A 19,183-nucleotide genomic window follows, 5' to 3' on the forward strand; every position below is an offset into this window, starting at 1 on the left:
GCCGGTCTGGTGGATCGGCTGGCGGGCTGGCTCTACGTCCGTGCCGCCAGCGCCAGGTAGCGGTCGTCCTCGTCCGCGTACGAGGTCAGCCGCCAGCCCGAATCAGCAAGCAGCGCACGGAGATTGGGTTCGGCGCGGACGTCGTGCGGACTCAGCGCGCGGCCGTGTCGCGCGGCGAGCGCGGCGCGGCCGACGGGATGGAAGAGGGCGAGAGTGCCGCCCGGGCGGACCACCCGGGCCAGCTCTGTGAGCCCGGAGTCCGGCCCCGCGAGATGGGAGATCAGCCCTGCCGCGAAGACGGCGTCGAGGCGGCCGTCACGCAGCGGAAGCCGGCACACATCTGCCAGCAGCAGATGCGCGCAAGTGTCCCTCCCCGCACGCACGGCCGCACGGAGCATCTCCGGCGTGAGGTCGGCACCGAGGACGGTGCCACCGCTGCCGACCGCGGCGCGGAGCGGGGGAAGGGCGCGCCCCGTTCCGCAGCCGGCGTCGAGTACCGCGTCGCCCTCGCGCAGAGCGAGTCCGCCGACCGCCGCCTGGTACGCGGGGCCGTCGTCGGGGAAGCGTGCGTCCCAGCGGGCCGCGCGGGCGGAGAAGAACTCGCGCACCCGGGCCGCCTCGTCACTCGTCTCGTTCTGCATGACCCTCATGATGGCCGACGCCGAAGAGCAGGGCACCGCTGCGGACCTGCGCGGCCCCGGTGGAACCCTGTCCCTCTGCCGGAGACCCGGCCGGCGCGGCGGCGCCCTGCCGGGGGTTCAGTCGGTGAGGCCGGAGAGCGCCACCACCTTCGAGATGCGCACCCGTACGAGCAGTTCGCCCGGAACGGCGTTGCGGGCGCCGAACTTCGCCCCGGCCTCCTCGCCCATGTAACGGGCGCCGATCCGGGTGGCCCAGTGCAGCATCGTGTCCATGTCGCGGCTCAACTCGGCCCGGCCGCTGAGGACCACGAACGCGAACGGGGGCCGCTCGTCGTCCACGCAGACGGAGACACGGCCGTCGCGGGCCAGGTTGCGGCCCTTGACCGTGTCCTCACCAGTGTTGAAGAGCAGATCGTCACCGTCCAGCACGAACCACACGGGCGCCACGTGGGGGCTTCCGTCGGCGCGGACCGTCGAGACCTTCCCCGTACGTGTGCCTTCGGAGATGAAGGCACGCCACTCGTCTTCCGTCATCTTCTCTGCCATGGGCCCATACTGCGCGAGGCGTACACGATTCGTGGCGTCACGTGCGGCAAGTGAGCGTGTGGTTGCTCCGTGCGTTGTGGTGGGTAAGGGTGGCACGGCAGCAGCTGAGGAGAAGGGGGAACGCCGAGATGGCGCTGAACACAGGGCTCGACTGGCTGCTCGATGACCTGACCGACCGTATGCCGTCCGTGCAGCACGCGATGGTTCTCTCGACCGACGGGCTGGTGACCGCGAACAGTCAGACCCTGGAGAAGGCCGACGCCGAGCATCTCGCCGCAGTGGCATCCGGTCTGCAGTCCCTGGCCAAGGGGTCGGGGACGCAATTCGGAACGGGAGAAGTACGGCAGACGATGATCGAGTTCGACGAGGGCCTGCTCTTCGTGACCTCCGCGGGCGAGGGAAGCTGCCTGTGCGTGCTGACAGGAGCCGATACGGACGTCGGAGCCGTTGCCTATGAGATGACGTTGCTGGTCAACCGCGTCGGCGAGCACCTCGGACTGCCGACGCGCAACAGCATGTAGCGGTCCGCCGAGCGCCTGCGGGCACCCTGCACCTGACCGTGCGGGGAGTTGTCCACAGGCCGTGCAGGGTGCGCCTTCACCGTCTAACGTCGTCACTGTCAGTAGCTGGGCTCGTGGAGCCCCGGCCGGCCCGTAGCCGGAGACGACAGGAAAGACGGGGGAGACCATGCACGACGACGTCGCGATGAGCACGGCCGCAAAGGAACTGGGCCTGGCACGGGGCGAGATGGCGCTGGCGGTGCAGCTGGGCCACGTACGCACGGTGCACGCTGCACCAGCGGCGGCCACGGTGGGTACGGGCGGTGAGCCGGTACGGCGCAGGGTGCCCCGTGCCGAACTGGCCAGGCTGCGCGCAGCGGAGGACTTCCCGGAGGGGCTCCGGGCGCGGCTGAGTGTCGTGGACGCGGGCGGCGGAGCCGAGCTGCTGGGCATCACGCCGCCGCGCTTCGCGCGCCTGGCACGAGCCGGCTGCTTCAGCCCGGTCCGCTTCTACGTGAACCGGTACGGGACGGTGGTGTGGCTGTATCCGGCGCAGGAGTTGACTTCTTTCGCGGAGTCCCGGCCGGAGCTGCTGTCGGGGAACCTTCCGCGCGGGCTGCGGATGTTGCTGGCCGAAGGGGTGGATCTGAGGGCAGGGCACTGGCGCGGGCGCCGCGTCGGGCAGCTGTGCCGGGATGCGGAGGGGCCGTGGGAAGCGGCCGCCGCCCGGGCCGCGGTGCTCGGTGAGGACGTCCTGCGGGAGTCCGTGCCGGACGCGGAGGAGCGGGCCCGCCTGGCTGCACTGCGGCCGGAGCTGGTGTCGGTTCGGGGCAGATCTCCGTTCGTGCGCAAGGTGACGGAGGAGCTGTGCACGGCAGCAGCCGAGGACGAGATCTTCTGGCACCGCCTCATGCTTGCGGCCGACTTGGAGAGCGCACGCGCCTCGGAGACCGTCGCATTCGAGGAGACCGGCCCTTCCGGCGGTTGCGCTGTTCCCGCCCGTTCCGCCGCCGAGGGCGCCGGTTCGGACGACTCCCCGAAGGGCGACGCCGCTTGCCTGGCCCCACGGGTTCAGGCGTGTGCCCGGCGCAGCTCCGCAGCCGCGGAGCCCGGTCCGGGCAGGGCAGCACGCACGGGCCGGGACGGAAGCCCCGGGCAGGTGCGGCCGGGGCAGCGGGCCCGCGTGCTGAACACGCTGCGGGCGCCGCGTCGGGGGCTGCCGTGGTGGGGCGGTGGGGCACGCCGAGGAGGCTCAGCCGCCCAGCTTTCTGAACAGTCCCTCCTGCATCACCGAGACGATCAGCCGGCCCTCGGCGTCGAAGATCAGTCCGCGGGCCAGCCCCCGGCCGCCCGTCGCGATGGGGGACTCCTGCTGGTACAGGAACCACTCGTCCGCACGGAAGGGCCTGTGGAACCACATCGCGTGATCGAGTGAGGCCATGTCGAAGCCCCGCGGTCCCCAAAGCGGCTCCACGGGGATGCGTACGGCGTCCAGGAGGGTCATGTCGCTGGCGTAGGTGAGAGCGCAGGTGTGCACGAGCGGATCGTCACCGAGGGAGCCGATGGCCCGCATCCACACCCCGCTGCGCGGTTCGGCCTCCTGCAGTTCGCCCGCCTCCCAGCGCAGCCGTTCGACATAGCGGATGTCGAACGCCATGCGGCGTTCCATGCGCTCGAGGGATTCGGGAAGTTCGCCCAGGTGGTTCCGGATCTCCTCGGCAAGTTTCGGCAGGCTCTCCGGGTCCGGCACGTCCGGCATCGGGACCTGGTGGTCGATGCCCAGTTCCGGCTGATGAAAGGAGGCGGTGAGGTTGAAGATCGTCCGGCCCTGCTGCACGGCCACGACGCGCCGTGTGGTGAACGAGCGCCCGTCCCGCACCCGTTCGACCTGGTACACGATGGGAACCCCGGGCACTCCCGGCCGCAGGAAGTACGCATGCAGCGAATGCACCGGGCGGTGCCCGTCGGTGGTGCGTCCGGCGGCGACGAGGGCCTGCCCGGCGACCTGGCCGCCGAAGACGCGCTGGAGATTCTCCCGGGGGCTGCGCCCGCGGAAGATGTTGATCTCGATCTGCTCCAGGTCGAGCAGGGCGGCCAGCTGCTCTGCGGGGCTGGTCATCGGACGTGCTCCTCTTTCACGTGGCGCGGGCGGCCCCTCACAGCCGGCCCACGTCGGTCACCTTGATCACGGCCCGTCCCTCCTCGTCGGAGGCGGTGAGGTCGACCTCCGCGGAGATGCCCCAGTCGTGGTCGTCGTCGGGGTCTGCGAAGGTCTGCCGGATGCGCCACAGAGCCTCCTCCGGGACCTCCTCGATGCTGAGCAGGCCCGGGCCGCGGGCGTCGGGGCCGGTGCCGAGGTCGTCGTACTCGTCCCAGTAGCCGTCCATGGCCTCGGCCCAGGCGTCCTCGTCCCAGCCGGAATCGGCGTCCATCTCGCCCAGTTCGGTGACCTTGTCCAGTGCCGCCAGCTCCACGCGCCGGAACATGGCGTTGCGCACCAGCACCCGGAAGGCCCGGGAGTTGGCGGTGACGGGCCGGACGTGGTCGGCGCGCTCCTGCGCCTCCTCGGCGCTCTGCTCCTCCGGGTTGGCGAGCTGTTCCCACTCGTCGAGCAGGCTGGAGTCGACCTGACGGACCATCTCGCCGAGCCACTCGATGATGTCCTGGAAGTCCTCGGACTTCTTCTCGTCGGGGACGGTGTGCTCCAGGGCCTTGTAGGCGCCGGCGAGGTAGCGCAGCACGATGCCCTCGGTGCGGGCCAGTTCGTAGAAGGAGACGAACTCCGCGAAGGTCATGGCCCGTTCGTACATGTCACGGATGACCGACTTGGGGGAGAGGGGGTGGTCTCCGACCCACGGGTGGGACTTGCGGTAGAGCCCGTAGGCATGGAAGAGCAGTTCCTCCAGCGGCTGCGGGTGGCTGATGTCCATCAGCCGTTCCATCCGCTCCTCGTACTCGATGCCGTCCGCCTTCATCTGCGCGACGGCTTCGCCCTTGGCCTTGTTGGTCTGTGCGGCCAGGATCTGCCGCGGATCATCGAGCGTGGATTCGACCACGGAGACCATGTCCAGCGCGTAGGAGGGGGATTCGGGGTCGAGCACATCGAAGGCGGCCAGCGCGAAGGTGGACAGGGGCTGGTTGAGCGCGAAGTTGTGCTGGAGGTCGACGGTCAGGCGCACGGTGCGGCCCTGGGCGTCCGGCTCGTCCAGCTGCTCGACGACGCCGCCGTCCAGCAGCGAGCGGTAGATGGCGATCGCCCGGCGGATGTGCCGCAGCTGGGAGCGGCGGTCCTCGTGGTTGTCCTCCAGAAGCTTGCGCATCTGCGCGAAGGCGTCTCCGGGCCGGGCGATGACGGACAGGAGCATCGCGTGGGTCACGCGGAACCTCGAGGTGAGCGGCTCCGGGTCGGAGGCGATCAGCTTCTCGAAGGTCTGCTGCCCCCAGTTGACGAAGCCTTCCGGTGCCTTCTTGCGCACGACCTTGCGCCGCTTCTTCGGGTCGTCCCCGGCCTTGGCGAGGGCCTTCTCGTTCTCGACGACGTGTTCCGGGGCCTGGGCGACGACGAAGCCCGAGGTGTCGAAGCCCGCCCGGCCCGCGCGTCCCGCGATCTGGTGGAACTCCCGGGCACGCAGTGTGCGCACGCGGCTGCCGTCGTACTTGGTGAGCGCCGTGAACAGCACTGTCCGGATGGGCACGTTGACACCGACGCCGAGGGTGTCGGTACCGCAGATGACCTTCAGCAGTCCGGCCTGCGCGAGCCGTTCCACGAGCCGCCGGTATTTGGGCAGCATGCCCGCGTGGTGCACGCCGACGCCGTGCCGCACGTAGCGCGAGAGGTTGCGCCCGAAGCGGGTGGTGAAGCGGAAGTTGCCGATGATCTTGGCGATCTCGTCCTTCTCCGCGCGGGTGCACATGTTGATGCTCATCAGCGCCTGCGCCCGCTCCACCGCCTGCGCCTGGGTGAAGTGCACGATGTAGACCGGCGCCTGATGGGTCTCCAGAAGCTCCGTGACGGTCTCGGTGAGGCTGGTGGTGCGGTACTCGTACGACAGCGGCACGGGACGGCTGGCCGAGCGCACGACGGCGGTGTCGCGCCCCGTGCGGCGCGTGAGGTCCTCCTCAAAGCGGGTGACGTCCCCGAGCGTCGCCGACATCAGAACGAACTGCGCCTGCGGAAGCTCCAGCAGCGGGATCTGCCACGCCCAGCCGCGGTCCGGCTCGGCGTAGAAGTGGAACTCGTCCATCACCACTTGGCCGACGTCGGCCTCGGCGCCGTCCCGCAGGGCGATCGAGGCCAGCACCTCGGCCGTGCAGCAGATGACAGGGGCGTCGGCGTTGACGGAAGCGTCGCCGGTGAGCATGCCGACGTTCTCCGTGCCGAAGATCTTGCACAGGTCGAAGAACTTCTCCGAGACCAGGGCCTTGATCGGAGCGGTGTAGAAGGTCACCTCGTCCCGCGCGAGGGCCGCGAAGTGGGCGCCCGCGGCGACCAGGCTCTTGCCGGAGCCTGTCGGGGTGGAAAGGATCACGTTCGCGCCCGAGACCACCTCGATCAGCGCTTCCTCCTGCGCGGGATAGAGCGAGATGCCCCTCTCCTGCGCCCAGCCGGAGAAGGCTTCGTAGAGGGCGTCGGGGTCGGCTTCGCTCGGCATCTGATCGATGAGGGTGGCTGTCACGCACCCCATACTGCCTTCCTTGCTCCCGCTACCGGGAACCGGTGTTCTTCCCGTGATCATCTGCCGATACGCTGTGCCGCCGACAGGGCGTCAGCGCTGCGGGCGATCAGTACGTTCACGGCGGCCAGTTGGGCCGGGGCAGCCCACGGCCCCGGGGTCGTTGCGAGCAGTTACAGGGGTGGGGACGGACATGATGGGACCGGCGCATTCGCTGTCGGGCGCGGCGGCATGGCTGGGGGTGGGCGCCGCGGCAGCCGCGCTGGACCACCCGATGCCCTGGCCCGTGCTCCTGGGCGGCGCCCTGATCAGCTCGGGCGCCGCACTCGCCCCGGATCTCGACCACAAGGCCGCCACCATCTCCCGGGCCTTCGGTCCCTTCTCCCGCGGCCTGTGCGGAGTGATCGACAAGCTCTCCGAGGCCGTCTACAACTCCACCCGAGGGCAGGGCGAGCGGCGCCGCTCCGGGGGTCACCGCACCCTCACGCACACCTGGCCCTGGGCGCTGTTCCTGGGTGCGGGATTCTCGGCGGCGGCCGTCTTCGGCGGCCGCTGGGCGGTGCTGGTGATCCTCTTCATTCACATGGTGCTCGCGGTGGAGGGCCTGCTGTGGCGCGCGGCCCGCGTCTCCAGCGACATCCTGGTGTGGCTGCTCGGTGCGACGAGCGCCTGGAGTCTCGCCGGCGAGCTCGACCGGCCGGGCAACGGCGCCGACTGGCTCTTCGGCGGGCAGGGCATGGAGTACCTGTGGCTCGGGCTTCCGATCGTGCTCGGCGCACTGGTGCACAACATCGGCGACGCGATCACCATCTCGGGCTGCCCGATCCTGTGGCCCGTCAAGATAAGCGGCAAACGCTGGTATCCGCTGGGCCCGCCGGAGTTCATGCGTTTCCGCGCCGGAGCGTGGGTGGAAACGCGGGTGCTGATGCCCCTGTTCATGGTGCTCGGAGGTGCGGGAGCGGTCTTCGCGCTCGGCGTGCTCGGCTGAGGCCACCCCAGGGGCTGCCGGCGCTCTCGGGAATGCCGGCGCCGTGCCGCCTGCACGTGACCGGGGTGTTCTCAGCCGTGCCAGGAACGCCAGAGAGCCGCGTACGCACCGTCCTGTGCGACCAGGGTGTCGTGGCTGCCCAGTTCGCTGATCCGGCCGTCCTCCACGACAGCGATGACGTCTGCGTCGTGAGCGGTGTGCAGCCGGTGTGCGATGGCCACGACGGTGCGCCCGTCGAGCACCTGGGCCAGCGAGCGTTCCAGGTGCCGGGCCGCGCGTGGGTCCAGCAGCGAGGTCGCTTCGTCCAGCACCAGCGTGTGCGGGTCGGCCAGTACCAGCCGCGCCAGCGCGATCTGCTGTGCGTGCGCCGGTGCGACGAAGATCCCCCCGGAGCCGACCTCGCTGTCCAGGCCGTCCGGGAGCGAGCGCGCCCATCCGTCCGCGTCCACCGCTGCGAGCGCCGCCCACAGTTCGGCGTCGCTCGCACCCGTGCGGGCAAGCAGCAGGTTGTCGCGGAGCGAACCGACGAAGACGTGATGTTCCTGGTTGACGAGTGCCACGTGCCGCCGGACCCGATCCGCCGGCATCCGCGACAACTCGGCGTTTCCCAGGGTGACTTCGCCCGTGCGCGGTCCGTAGATGCCGGCCAGCAGACGGCCGAGCGTGGACTTGCCCGCCCCCGAGGGCCCCACGAGCGCGACCCGGGTGCCGGGCGGCACGCGCATCGTGACGCCGTGCAGCACGTCCGTCCCCGTGCGGTAACCGAAGCGCACGCCGTCCGCGCGCAGTTCGCGGCCCTGCGGAGCCAGCAGCCTGTCTCCGGAGTCGGGCTCGATCTCCCGGACGCCGACGAGCCGCCCCAACGAGACCTGGGCGACCTGGAGTTCGTCGTACCAGCGAAGAATGAGCCCGACGGGTTCGAAGAGCATCTGCACCAGCAGTGCGCCCGTCGTCAGCTGTCCCACGCCGATCCAGCCCCACAGCACGAACGTGCCGCCGAGGATCAGCACCCCCGCCACGAGCAGCAGGTTGGTGACGTTGACGACGGGGAAGAGGACGGAACGCAGCCAGAGCGTGTAGCGCTCCCAGGCCGTCCACTGCGAGATCCGCTCCTCGGACAGCGCGACGCGGCGCTCGCCCAGCCGGTGGGCCTCCACCGTGCGGCCCGCGTCGACGGTCTCCGCCAGGGCGCCCGCCACGGCGGCGTACCCGGCGGCCTCGGAACGGTACGCACTGGGCGCCCGGCGGTAGTACCAGCGGCAGCCGAACAGCAGCACCGGCAGCGCGACGAGGACCGCCAGCGCCAGCGGGGGCGCGGTGGCCGTGAGGCCCCCGAGCAGCAGCGCGGCCCACACGACGCCGATGGACAGCTGCGGTACGGCCTCACGCATCGCGTTGGCCAGGCGGTCGATGTCCGTGGTGATCCTGGAGAGCAGATCCCCGGTGCCGGCCCGCTCCAGGACACCCGGAGGCAGCCGGACCGAACGGACGAGGAAGTCCTCACGCAGGTCCGCGAGCATCCGCTCGCCGAGCATCGCCCCGCGCAGCCGCACCTCCCGCACGAAGAGGCTCTGGACGACGAGGGCCAGCAGGAACAGACCGACGACGCGGCTGATCTGCAGGTCGCGGCCACCCGAGGTGAGGTCCTCGACGAGCCCGCCCAGCAGGTAGGGGCCCGCCATCGACGCGAGTACCGCGACGGTGTTGACAAGGATGAGCGTGATGAAGGCGCGTCTGTGGCGCCGCAGCAGTTCACCCACGTAGGTGCGGACGGTGGCCGTTCCGCCGACGGGCAGTGTGGTCGCATTCTCCGCCGACGCGGGATCGTATTCGGGCGGCGCGATGCCGATGCGGACGGTGGAGCCGTCCGGAGCCGCAGAGCCGGCAGAAGCCGTGTCGGCCGGAGCGGTGGAGCCGGCCGGGACGGAGGCACCCGTCGGAGTGGTCGGGGCGGTCATGCGTGCTCTGCTCCTTCAGCCTGTGCGAGGCGCGGACCGTCGGATACGGGGGAGGGGGCAGTGGAAGAGGGGGCACCAGCGGCACCCGCACGGGGCCGTGCACCGTTCTCCGGTTCGCGCGTGACGACGGCGCGGTACCCGGCGTGCGTACGAAGCAGCTCGCGGTGCGGTCCCGCCGCGAGCACCTCCGTGCCGCGTACGAGGACGACCCGCTCCGCCTGGTCCAGCATCAGCGGGCTCGAGGTGAAGACGACCGTCGTACGGTCAGCCCGTACCCGGCGGAGGGACCGTGCGATACGGGCCTCGGTGTGGGCGTCCACCGCCGATGTCGGTTCGTCCAGCACCAGCACCTGAGGGTCGGTGACCAGCGAGCGCGCGAGCGCGAGCCGCTGCCGCTGCCCGCCCGAGAGCGACCGCCCGCGTTCGGTGACGGACGCATCGAGCGGATCGCCACCGGGATCGGCGTTGCCCTGCATCAGCGCGTCCAGCACGTCGCCGCACTGCGCGGCCTCCAGCGCGCGATGCTGCGGCACCGCACCGGAGTTGGGCACGTCCAGCAGTTCGCGCAGCGACCCCGACAGCAGCACGGGGTCCTTGTCCTGGACGAGCACGGCCGAACGGGCGCTCGCGAGCGGCACGTCGTCCAGCGGCACCCCTCCGAGAAGGACGGATGCGCAGTCGTCGCCTTCCGGCGCGTGGCCGCCGAGCCGGTCCGCGAGCTTGCCCGCCGCCTCCGGGTCGCCGCACACCACGGCGGTCAACTGCCCGGCGGGTGCGAGAAGTCCGGTCACGGGGTCGTAGAGATCGCCGCCCAGAGCCTCCTTTGCCTCCGGTTCCGTCCCGCCCTCGGCGGCCCCCGCCGGCTCCTCTCCTGTTCCGGGGGCGACCCTCCCGGAGCGGTCGTCGCTCTTGTTGCCGCCCCTGCGCAGGGACAGGACGCGGACGGCCCGCTGCGCCGACGGCCGTGAGAAGGAGTAGGCCATGGCGAACTCCTGGAACAGGCGCAGCGGGAACAGCAGAAAGGTCACCGCCCCGTACACGGTGACGAGTTCGCCGACGCCGATGCGTCCGTCGAGGGCGAGGCCCGCGCCGCGCCATACGACGCCCACGAGAAGCAGGCCCGGGAGCGCGATCTGAACCGCTTCGATCAGTGCCCACATTCGTGCCGTGCGCACGGCAGCACGGCGGACTTCCTGGGACGCGAGCCGGTAGCGGTCCAGGAAGAGCTCCTCGCCACCGATGCCGCGCAGCACACGCAGCCCCGCCACCGTGTCCGCCGCCAGCTCGGTGGCCCGTCCCGCCTTCTCGCGCTGCAGGTCGGCGCGGCGCGTGGCGCGGGGAAGCAGGGGGAGGACCGTGACGGCCAGCACCAGCATCCCCGCTGATACGAGCAGGCCCAGCTGCGGCTCGTAGACGACCAGGCCGGCGCAGACACCGACGGTGGTCAGCAGCGCCGCGCTGAAGCGTGACGCGGACTCCACGCACCAGCCGATCTTCTCGATGTCGCCGGTGGAGACGGCCACCACCTCTCCCGCGGCGACCCGCTGAGTGAGCGTCGCCCCCAGGGCCGCCGTCCGGCGTGCCAGCAACTGCTGCACACGGGCCGCGGCGGTGATCCAGTTGGTGATCGCCGTGCGGTGGAGCATCGTGTCGCCGACCGTGACCGATACGGCGATGACGGCGAGCAGCGCACCGGCCTCGGCCAGGCCCTCACCCGAACCGGCCACAACGGCCTGCAAAGCCAGCCCGACCACGGCGGGAACGAGGGCAACGGAGGCCATGTGCAGGGTGCCCCAGCCCAGCGCCTTGGCCTGGCCTCCCAGCTGCTTGCGGCCCAGCCACAGCAGGAAGCGGGGACCGGACCGCACATCGGGAACGCCGGGGTCGGAGTGGGGAAGATCGCGAATGTGCATGACGTCCCAGAGCGGTCGGTGCGAATGGTGACCCGGTGTGTGCGGCGCGATGAGGGGGCGTCCGCTTCCGTAGCCTCTCACCGTGGCGGTGCCGCCGCGCAACGGGTTTTCCGGCGCCGTGCGCCGGCCGGACCAACCCCCGCCGCACTGCCGGACCTGCGGAAGTGACCGGTTCCGAAAGGCTCGTGGATGCCGCCCCCGCCGCGTGGTGCGGGGGAGTGCGACCATGGTGGACATGCGCAGGACCGGGGTGGAGCGGGTGCGGAACGCGCGGGCAGCCGAGAGCCGCAAGGCGGGGGTCCGGACGACGAGGACGGCCCTCACGGGCGCCGTGGCGGCTCTCGCAGTGACGCTGGGGGCGTGCGGCGGTGATGCGGGCGCCGCGAAGGAGGCGGGCAGCGGGAAGCACGGCGGCGACGCCGCACCTGAGGCCGACCCCACCCGTATCCCCGGTGTGAGCGATGCGCTGCACAAGCGGCTTCCCGGCAAGACCCGCCAGGTGGTGGCCGTTTACGGCAAGGGCAAGGACTCACCCTCGGCGACGGTGCGGCTGTTCACCAGGAAGGGTGAGAAGTGGACCGCCGAGCGCAGTTGGCGGGGCCACAACGGGCGCAGGGGCTGGACCCGGAACCATCGTGAGGGGGACAAGCGCAGCCCTGTCGGCGTCTTCACCCTCACCGACGCCGGCGGTGTGCGTCCCGCGCCGGACGCGAAGCTGCCCTACACGGCGAGCGCCGCCTTCACACCGCCGTCGTACTGGCCGAAGAAGACACGGCACGACTTCGATCACGTCATCGCCGTCGACTACAACCGCAACAAGGGAACCTCCCCGCTCGACCCGGTGCGGCCCGAGGGGAAGGAGAAGGGCGGCAGCATCTGGCTGCACCTGGACCACGGCAGCGGCACGTCCGGCTGTGTGAGCATCTCCCGCGCCGGCATGGTGTATCTGCTGCGGACGCTGGACCCGGACGAGCACCCGGCGGTGGTCATGGGAGACAGAGCCGCTCTCGCCCGCTGAACCGGCCCGCACGGGCTGCACTTGGTTTCCGTAACGTCCAAGTGCCGTACGCGAGCGTCTACTTCCTCTGCTACTCACAGGTGCCTGCTGCAAGTGGCCTCGCGACGCAGCGAGTTGCGGTCCAGCAGCAAGCAAGAATTTGCAGAAAGTGACTGGAAAGACTTGCTCCACATCTTGACGTGCTCACGTGGACGACGGCAGGCTCCCTCCCGAACCCCCCACGGCGGCCTGGCGCGTGGCTGCCTTCCTCGGCACCTGTGTGTCCGACGACGAAGGAGCCGCACACGATGAGAAAGCGTCTGATCTGCGCGAGCACGGCCGCGGTCCTGGCAGCGGGCGGTGTCACGGCGCTCAACGCGTGGCCGTCCCAGGCTGCACCCCCCGGTGAGAAGACCGTCACGGCAACGCTGTTCGAGAAGCCGTTCGCCGACGTGGGCAAGGAGTGCAAGGAAACCCTCGGTCCGGCCGGCTACGGCTATGTCGAGGTCTCGCCCGCGAGTGAACACATCAAGGGCGAGCAGTGGTGGACGTCGTACCAGCCGGTCAGCTACAAGATCGCCGGGCGGCTCGGCGACGCCGAAGCGTTCAAGAGCATGGTGGCGGCCTGCCACGAGGCGGGAGTGAAGGTGATCGCCGACGCGGTCATCAACCACATGGCCGCCGGCTCGGGCACCGGCACCGGTGGGACGCAGTACAGCAAGTACGACTACCCCGGCACCTACGGCGACTCCGACTTCCACGGCTGCCGCAAGGACATCTCCGACTACAAGAACCGGGAGGACGTGCAGAACTGCGAACTCGTCAGCCTGTCCGACCTCGACACCGGCAGCGACAAGGTGCGCTCCACGATCGCCGGTTACCTCGACGGGCTGAGGGACATGGGCGTCGACGGGTTCCGCATCGACGCCGCGAAGCACATGTCCGCACAGGACGTCGAGGCCATCAAGGGCAAGATGTCCGACCCCGGCTTCTGGGTCTCCGAGGTGATCCACGGAGAGGGCGAGGCCGTCCAGCCCGAGGAGTACACCGGCCTGGGCGACGTGGACGAGTTCCGCTACGGAACGCACCTCAAGAGCGCCTTCCAGGGCGGCGACGTGGGCGGCCTGAAGAACATCGCGGAGGGCAAACTGCCCTCGGGCAAGGCCCGCACGTTCGTCGACAACTGGGACACCGAGCGCAACGGTTCGACGCTCACCTACAAGGACGGCGACCTCCACAAGCTCGCCAACGCCTTCATGCTGGCCCACCCCTACGGTGCGCCGAACGTCTTCTCCGGCTACGAGTGGTCCGACAAGGACGCAGGCCCGCCCAGCGGCGACGGAGCCTGGACGGACATGCACGCGCAGCGGGAGATCACCGGCATGGTCGGCTTCCGCAACACCGTCGGCGATGCGGAGCTGACCGACTGGTGGTCGGAGGGCTCCGCCCTGTCCTTCGGACGTGCCGGAAAGGGCTTCGTCGCCCTCAACGCGGGCGACGCGGAAGTCGGGCGGACGTTCCAGACACCGCTGCCTGCCGGCACCTACTGCAACGTCGCGAAGGCCTCGCCGGACGACTGCGGCGGAAACACCGTCACCGTCGGAGACGACGGCAAGGCGGAGACCACCGTTCCGGCGAAGGGCGTGGTGGCCCTGCACACGGGTGCCGAGTCCTGACGGCAGCACGACCGCCGCGCTCGCCACGCGGGCGCACGGCCACCTGACCTTCCAGGGCCGCTCCCGGGCCCCCGCCGGGAGCGGTTCTGGAAGGTCACTCGGGCCGCGTGGCCCGCTCCAGCTCCAGCAGCACCGAACGGTAGCCGCGGCCTCCCGTCGCATGGTCCATGCCCACCTCGCACATCCGGTTCGACGACAGGTGCGCGTCGAAGTCCCGGGCGGTCACCTCGGCCGCCTCGCGCGCCGTCGCGGAAGCGGTGAGTTCCTTGTGCAGCATGCCCCTGTCGCCCGCGAAACCGCAGCAGCGCGCGTCCACCGGGACGACGACCTCCTCGGCGCACGCCTCGGCGACGGTGCGCAACTGCTCGACCCCGCCGAGGTGTTGCGTGGAACAGGCCGGGTGGAGCACCGCCGATTCCTGACGCCGTTCCACCGTGAGCCGCGGCAGCAGCTCCTGCGCCGCCCACGCGACGGAGTCGATCACCGTCAGACGTTCGTGCAGACTGCGGTTGGCGGGGCTGAGATACGGCACGACTTCCTCGCCGATGCCCAGCGTGCAGGAGGAGGCGTCGACCACCAGCGGGAGCCGGCCGCCGTCCGTCCAGCGCCAGGCGGCCTCCACGATCCGGTTCGCCATCAGCGCGTTCCCCGCCGCGTAGCCCTTGGAGTGCCAGATCGTCGCGCAGCAGGTGCCCACGACGTCGTCGGGAATCCACACCGGCCGCCCCGCCCGCGCCGAGACGATCACCACGGACTGCGGAAGCGACGGGCCTTCGTACCCGTGCGGTTCGCCGAAGATGCGGTTGACGCACGCCGGGTAGTAGACGGCCGCGGCGCCGTGGCGGTCCGTGGCGGGCAGCCGCCCGGCCGCCGCCGCGGGGAGCTGCGGCAGCCACTCGGGGACGAGGTCGGGTCGCACGGCCTTGCGGGCGGCACCCGTCAGTGACGCGAGCAGCCGGTCGCCCCGGCGCGGCAGCACCCTGCGGCGCAGCGTGTCCGCCGCGGCCAGCGCCAGCCGGGCCGCCCGCTCCACGACACGGAAGCGCCGGGCGGCCCGCTCCGCGTTGCGCTCCGCGCGTGGCGAGTGCCGCAGGCGCCGGAAGTCCTTCATCATCGCGCCGGTGTCGATGCCGACCGGACATGCGAGGGCACACGTCGAATCTCCCGCGCAGGTGTCGACCGCGTCGTAGCCGTAGCTCTCCAGCAGGCTCTCGTTCACGGCGGACCCGGCCGGCTGGCGCAGCATCTCCCGGCGCAGCACGATGCGTTGACGGGGCGTCGTCGTCAGGTCCCCGCTGGGGCAGGCCGGTTCGCAGAAGCCGCACTCGATGCACGGGTCGCCCACGGCCTCGACCTTCGGGATCGACTTCAGCCCCCGCAGATGAGCCTTCGGGTCGCGGTCCAGCAGCACTCGCGGCGCGAGCACGCCCGCCGGGTCGACGGTCTGCTTGATGCGCCACATCAGCTCGGTGGCCCGCGCGCCCCACTCCAGCTGGAGGAAGGGCGCGATGTTGCGCCCGGTGGCGTGCTCGGCCTTGAGCGAGCCGTCGAAGCGTTCGACCGTCAGCCGGCAGAACTCGTCCATGAACGCCGCGTAGCGAGCAACGTCGTCCTCGTCGGCGGCGTCGAACGCGAGGAGGAAGTGCAGATTGCCGTGAGCGGCGTGCCCGGCGACGGCGGCGTCGAAGCCGTGCCGCTCCTGCAGGGCCAGCAGCGCCTCGCACGCCTCGGCGAGGCGCGAGGGCGGCACGGCGAAGTCCTCCGTGATCAGCGTCGTGCCGGACGGCCGGGAACCGCCGACCGCCGAGACGAAGGCCTTGCGCGCCTTCCAGTAGAAGCCGATGGTCTTCGCGTCACGTGTGAAGGTGTTGGTCACCGACGGTACGGGCGCGACCAGTTCGAGGTCCGCCATCACCGCGGACGCCTCACGCTCCCGCTCCCGCTGCGCCGCCTCGTCCGGTTCCCGGAACTCCACCAGCAGCGCGGCCGTCCCCTTCGGCAGGCCGGCCCAGTCCGCCGGGACGCCCGCCACGCTGACCGAGGCCCGCAGCGTGTTGCCGTCCATCAGCTCCACGGCCATGGCGCCCGCCTCGTTGAAGCGGGGCACCGCGGCGGCCGCCGCGGCCAGCGAGGGGAAGAACAGCAGCCCTGTCGAGGTGTGCCGGTTCAGCGGCAGCGTGTCGAAGACGACCTCGGAGATGAAGCCGAGCGTGCCCTCGGAGCCCACCGCGAGACCGCGCAGAATGCTCACGGGGGTCTCGCCGTCGAGGAAGGCGTCGAGACGGTAGCCGTTGGTGTTCTTCAGCTCGTACTTGGCGCGGATGCGGGAGGTGAGCTGCGCGTCGGCCTCGATGTCGGCCTTGAGCGCCATGAGGCCTTCGCACAGGGCGGGTTCGGCCAGCGCGAGGGCTTCGTCGGCGTCCGGCGCGGCGGTGTCGACGACCGTGCCGGACGGCAGGACGAAGGTGAGCGAGGCGAGGGTGCGGTAGGAGTTGCCGTCCGTGCCGGCGGTCATGCCCGAGGCGTTGTTGGCGACGACGCCGCCGACGGTGCAGGCGATCGCGCTCGCCGGGTCCGGGCCCAGCCGCCGGCCGTAGGGCATCAGCGAGGCGTTGGCCCGCACCACGGTCGTGCCGGGGCCGATGCGGGCACGGGCACCGTGCTCGTCGAGGACCTCGACCCCCGCCCAGTGACGGCGCACGTCGACCAGGATGTCCTCGCCCTGCGCCTGCCCGTTCAGGGATGTGCCGGCGGCGCGGAAGACGACCTGACGCCCGTTCTCCCGGGCGTAGGAGAGCACGGCCGAGACGTCCTCGGTGTCCTCGGCGACCACGACGACCTGCGGCACGAAGCGGTACGGGCTGGCGTCCGAGGCGTAACGCACCAGGTCGGAGACTTTCCACAGCACCTTCTCCGCGTCCAGCAGCCGGATCAGGTCGTCACGGAGCGGCTGGGGCGTGCCGTCCGCAAGATCCTCCGGGACCCGGTCGTGCGCGGGAACGTGGCCGGAGCCCGTGCGGGGCCGCAGGGCGCCGTGTCCTGGGTCGAGCAGCGGCATGGTCTCTCCTGGGAGGGCGCACGGACGGGTGTGCGGCCCATGCTAGGGGCAGACACGGGGGCCTGTTCCGGCCGGATTCCGTGTTCGGCGGCTCCGCGGAGGGCGCGTAGTCTCGGATGACCGTTGCAGACCCAGCCTCGGGCCCCGTCCCGGAAGCCGCGGACGGGAACCGAGGACGGGGCCGGGAACCCGGACCGGGAACGCCGGACCGGGAACCCGGACCGGCCGTCCGCATCGGTCGCAGCCCCGAAACGCGAACGCCGAGGAGCCCGTTGCACCACGACACCACCGGGTGGACCCCACCGCACAAGGACGGCGACGCCGCCGGGCAGCAGCCCCGGCAACTGAGGCGCATCCTGCGCCTCTTCCGCCCCTACAGGGGACGGCTGGCCGTCGTCGGGCTACTGGTCGGGGCCTCCTCGCTGGTCTCCGTGGCCTCCCCGTTCCTGCTCCGGGAGATCCTCGATGTCGCCATCCCCGGCCGGCGCACCGGACTGCTCAGCCTGCTCGCGCTCGGACTGATCCTCATCGCGGTCGTCAGCAGCGTCTTCAACGTGCTGCAGACGTATCTGTCGACCACCGTCGGACAGCGCGTCATGCACGACCTGCGCACCGACGTCTACGCCAAGCTCCAGCGGATGCCGCTGGCGTTCTTCACCCGCACCCGCACCGGCGAGGTGCAGTCCCGCATCGCCAACGACATCGGCGGCATGCAGGCGACCGTCACCTCCACCGCGACCTCCCTCGTCTCCAACCTCACCGGCGTCGTCGCCACCGTCGCCGCCATGCTCGCCCTGGACTGGCGGCTGACGGCCGCCTCACTGCTGCTCCTGCCGTTCTTCGTGTGGATCAGCCGCCGCGTCGGCCGGGAGCGCAAGCGCATCACCACGCAGCGGCAGGCACAGATGGCCGCCATGTCCGCCCTCGTCACGGAATCGCTGTCCGTCAGCGGCATTCTGCTCGGGCGGACGATGGGCCGGGCGGACTCCCTCACCCGTCACTTCGCAGGCGAGTCGGAGCGGCTGCTCGGGCTGGAGGTCCGCTCCCACATGGCGGGCCGCTGGCGGATGTCGGTCATCGCAATCGTCATGGGAGCCATCCCGGCGTTGCTGTACTGGACGGCCGGGCTGCTCGTCCACTTCGGCGGGCCCGGCCTGTCCATCGGCACGCTCGTCGCCTTCGTCACCCTCCAGCAGGGGCTGCTGCGGCCGACCGTCTCACTGCTCTCGACGGGCGTCGAGATGCAGACCTCGCTCGCTCTCTTCCAGCGCATCTTCGAATACCTCGACCTGCCCGTCGACATCGAGGAGCCCGCCTCGCCCGTCAGGCTGGAGCGCGTGCGGGGCGAAGTCCGCTTCGAGCAGGTCGACTTCGCCTACGGAGGGAAGGGCGCTCCCGCCACCCTGCACGGCATCGACCTCACCGTGCCCGAGGGCACCTCCCTCGCCCTCGTAGGCGTCACCGGTTCGGGCAAGACCACGCTCGGCCACCTCGTGCCGCGCCTGTACGACGTCACAGGCGGCCGCGTCACACTCGACGGCGTCGACGTACGCGACCTCGACTTCGACACCCTCGCCCGTGCTGTCGGCGTGGTCTCCCAGGAGACCTACCTCTTTCACGCCTCCGTCGCCGACAACCTGCGCTTCGCCAAGCCGGATGCGACCCCGGAGGAGCTGCACGCCGCTGCCCGGGCCGCCCAGATCCACGACCACATCGAGGCGCTGCCCGACGGCTACGACACCCTCGTCGGCGAGCGGGGCCACCGCTTCTCCGGCGGTGAGAAGCAGCGCCTCGCGCTGGCCCGCACGATCCTGCGCGACCCGCCCGTGCTCATCCTGGACGAGGCGACGAGCGCACTGGACACCCGCACCGAGCGCGCCGTGCAGCAGGCCGTCGACGCCCTGTCCGCGGGCCGCACCACCCTCACCATCGCCCACCGGCTCTCCACCGTCAGGGACGCCGACCAGATCGTCGTGCTGGAAGCGGGACGCATCGCCGAGCGCGGCACGCACGCCGAACTGCTCGCCGCCGACGGGCGGTACGCGGCCCTGGTGCGGCGGGACGCCCGCGTCGGCGAGGCGGCACCCGGCCGGACCGGTCCGGCCCGCACCACCCGGTCCGGGCCGCCGTCCGGTTCCGCGCCGGAGCCCGCGCAGGACGGCTCCCCGGCCGACGTCTCCGTGCACTGACCGGCCCCCGTGCACTGACCGCCGCCGGGCAGGCGTGCAGCGGG

12 protein-coding genes and 1 pseudogene are annotated in these 19,183 nt (G+C 71.2%); 6 read left to right on the forward strand and 7 right to left on the reverse strand.

The genetic code is table 11. The features are described 5' to 3' along the window. Window positions 1-32 precede the first annotated feature (32 nt). The gene (locus tag H180DRAFT_RS26270) at window positions 33-641 is read right to left on the reverse strand and encodes a class I SAM-dependent methyltransferase (RefSeq protein WP_055488640.1); all 609 of its coding nucleotides are present in this window, start codon (window positions 639-641) and stop codon (window positions 33-35) included. Between the two features lie 117 nt (window positions 642-758). After that, window positions 759-1,187 carry a PPOX class F420-dependent oxidoreductase gene (locus H180DRAFT_RS26275; protein WP_055488641.1) on the reverse strand — a complete coding sequence of 143 codons (429 nt, stop codon included), beginning with the start codon at window positions 1,185-1,187 and terminating at the stop codon, window positions 759-761. A 128-nt stretch (window positions 1,188-1,315) separates the two neighbouring features. Between H180DRAFT_RS26275 and H180DRAFT_RS26280 the strand changes: the two genes are divergently transcribed. Continuing rightward, window positions 1,316-1,708: a roadblock/LC7 domain-containing protein gene (locus H180DRAFT_RS26280; RefSeq protein ID WP_055488642.1), complete on the forward strand. Its 393-nt coding sequence runs from the start codon at window positions 1,316-1,318 to the stop codon at window positions 1,706-1,708. A gap of 184 nt (window positions 1,709-1,892) precedes the next feature. Continuing rightward, a pseudogene (locus H180DRAFT_RS30660) lies at window positions 1,893-2,627 on the forward strand (DUF6397 family protein); the annotation flags it as partial. Window positions 2,628-2,939: 312 nt separating this feature from the next. On the opposite strand, the gene H180DRAFT_RS26285 reads toward H180DRAFT_RS30660, so the two are convergent. Beyond that, complete coding sequence (locus H180DRAFT_RS26285; RefSeq protein WP_055488643.1) at window positions 2,940-3,806, reverse strand: acyl-CoA thioesterase; 867 nt, start codon at window positions 3,804-3,806, stop codon at window positions 2,940-2,942. Window positions 3,807-3,843: 37 nt separating this feature from the next. After that, window positions 3,844-6,372, reverse strand: coding sequence for a DEAD/DEAH box helicase (locus H180DRAFT_RS26290; protein ID WP_055488644.1), 2,529 nt, complete (start codon window positions 6,370-6,372; stop codon window positions 3,844-3,846). 181 nt (window positions 6,373-6,553) lie between these two features. Here H180DRAFT_RS26290 and H180DRAFT_RS26295 point away from each other — a divergent pair, with 181 nt between their 5' ends. Further along, window positions 6,554-7,348, forward strand: coding sequence for a metal-dependent hydrolase (locus H180DRAFT_RS26295; RefSeq protein ID WP_055488708.1), 795 nt, complete (start codon window positions 6,554-6,556; stop codon window positions 7,346-7,348). A gap of 71 nt (window positions 7,349-7,419) precedes the next feature. On the opposite strand, the gene H180DRAFT_RS26300 is transcribed toward H180DRAFT_RS26295, so the two are convergent. Further along, window positions 7,420-9,306, reverse strand: a complete 1,887-nt coding sequence (locus H180DRAFT_RS26300; protein ID WP_079100426.1) for an ABC transporter ATP-binding protein — start codon at window positions 9,304-9,306, stop codon at window positions 7,420-7,422. Continuing rightward, on the reverse strand, window positions 9,303-11,219 hold the full coding sequence (locus H180DRAFT_RS26305) for an ABC transporter transmembrane domain-containing protein (protein WP_055488710.1): 1,917 nt from the start codon (window positions 11,217-11,219) through the stop codon (window positions 9,303-9,305). Before H180DRAFT_RS26305 ends, H180DRAFT_RS26300 begins: the two co-directional genes overlap by 4 nt. Before the next feature lie 235 nt (window positions 11,220-11,454). Between H180DRAFT_RS26305 and H180DRAFT_RS26310 the strand changes: the two genes are divergently transcribed. Together H180DRAFT_RS26310 and H180DRAFT_RS26315 are read left to right on the forward strand one after the other, a co-directional pair. Continuing rightward, window positions 11,455-12,237 carry a L,D-transpeptidase family protein gene (locus H180DRAFT_RS26310; protein WP_175437832.1) on the forward strand — a complete coding sequence of 261 codons (783 nt, stop codon included), beginning with the start codon at window positions 11,455-11,457 and terminating at the stop codon, window positions 12,235-12,237. Window positions 12,238-12,524: 287 nt separating this feature from the next. Beyond that, complete coding sequence (locus H180DRAFT_RS26315; protein WP_055488645.1) at window positions 12,525-13,892, forward strand: alpha-amylase; 1,368 nt, start codon at window positions 12,525-12,527, stop codon at window positions 13,890-13,892. A gap of 94 nt (window positions 13,893-13,986) precedes the next feature. Here the strand turns inward: H180DRAFT_RS26315 and H180DRAFT_RS26320 are convergent, their stop codons facing one another. Next, on the reverse strand, window positions 13,987-16,950 hold the full coding sequence (locus H180DRAFT_RS26320; RefSeq protein ID WP_055488646.1) for an FAD-binding and (Fe-S)-binding domain-containing protein: 2,964 nt from the start codon (window positions 16,948-16,950) through the stop codon (window positions 13,987-13,989). Window positions 16,951-17,222: 272 nt separating this feature from the next. On the opposite strand from H180DRAFT_RS26320, the gene H180DRAFT_RS26325 reads away from it, so the two are divergent. Then, window positions 17,223-19,139 carry an ABC transporter ATP-binding protein gene (locus H180DRAFT_RS26325; protein WP_079100427.1) on the forward strand — a complete coding sequence of 639 codons (1,917 nt, stop codon included), beginning with the start codon at window positions 17,223-17,225 and terminating at the stop codon, window positions 19,137-19,139. Window positions 19,140-19,183: the final 44 nt, after the last annotated feature.

Source organism: Streptomyces sp. WMMB 322 (assembly GCF_900090145.1).
In the GTDB taxonomy this organism is placed as follows: domain Bacteria; phylum Actinomycetota; class Actinomycetes; order Streptomycetales; family Streptomycetaceae; genus Streptomyces.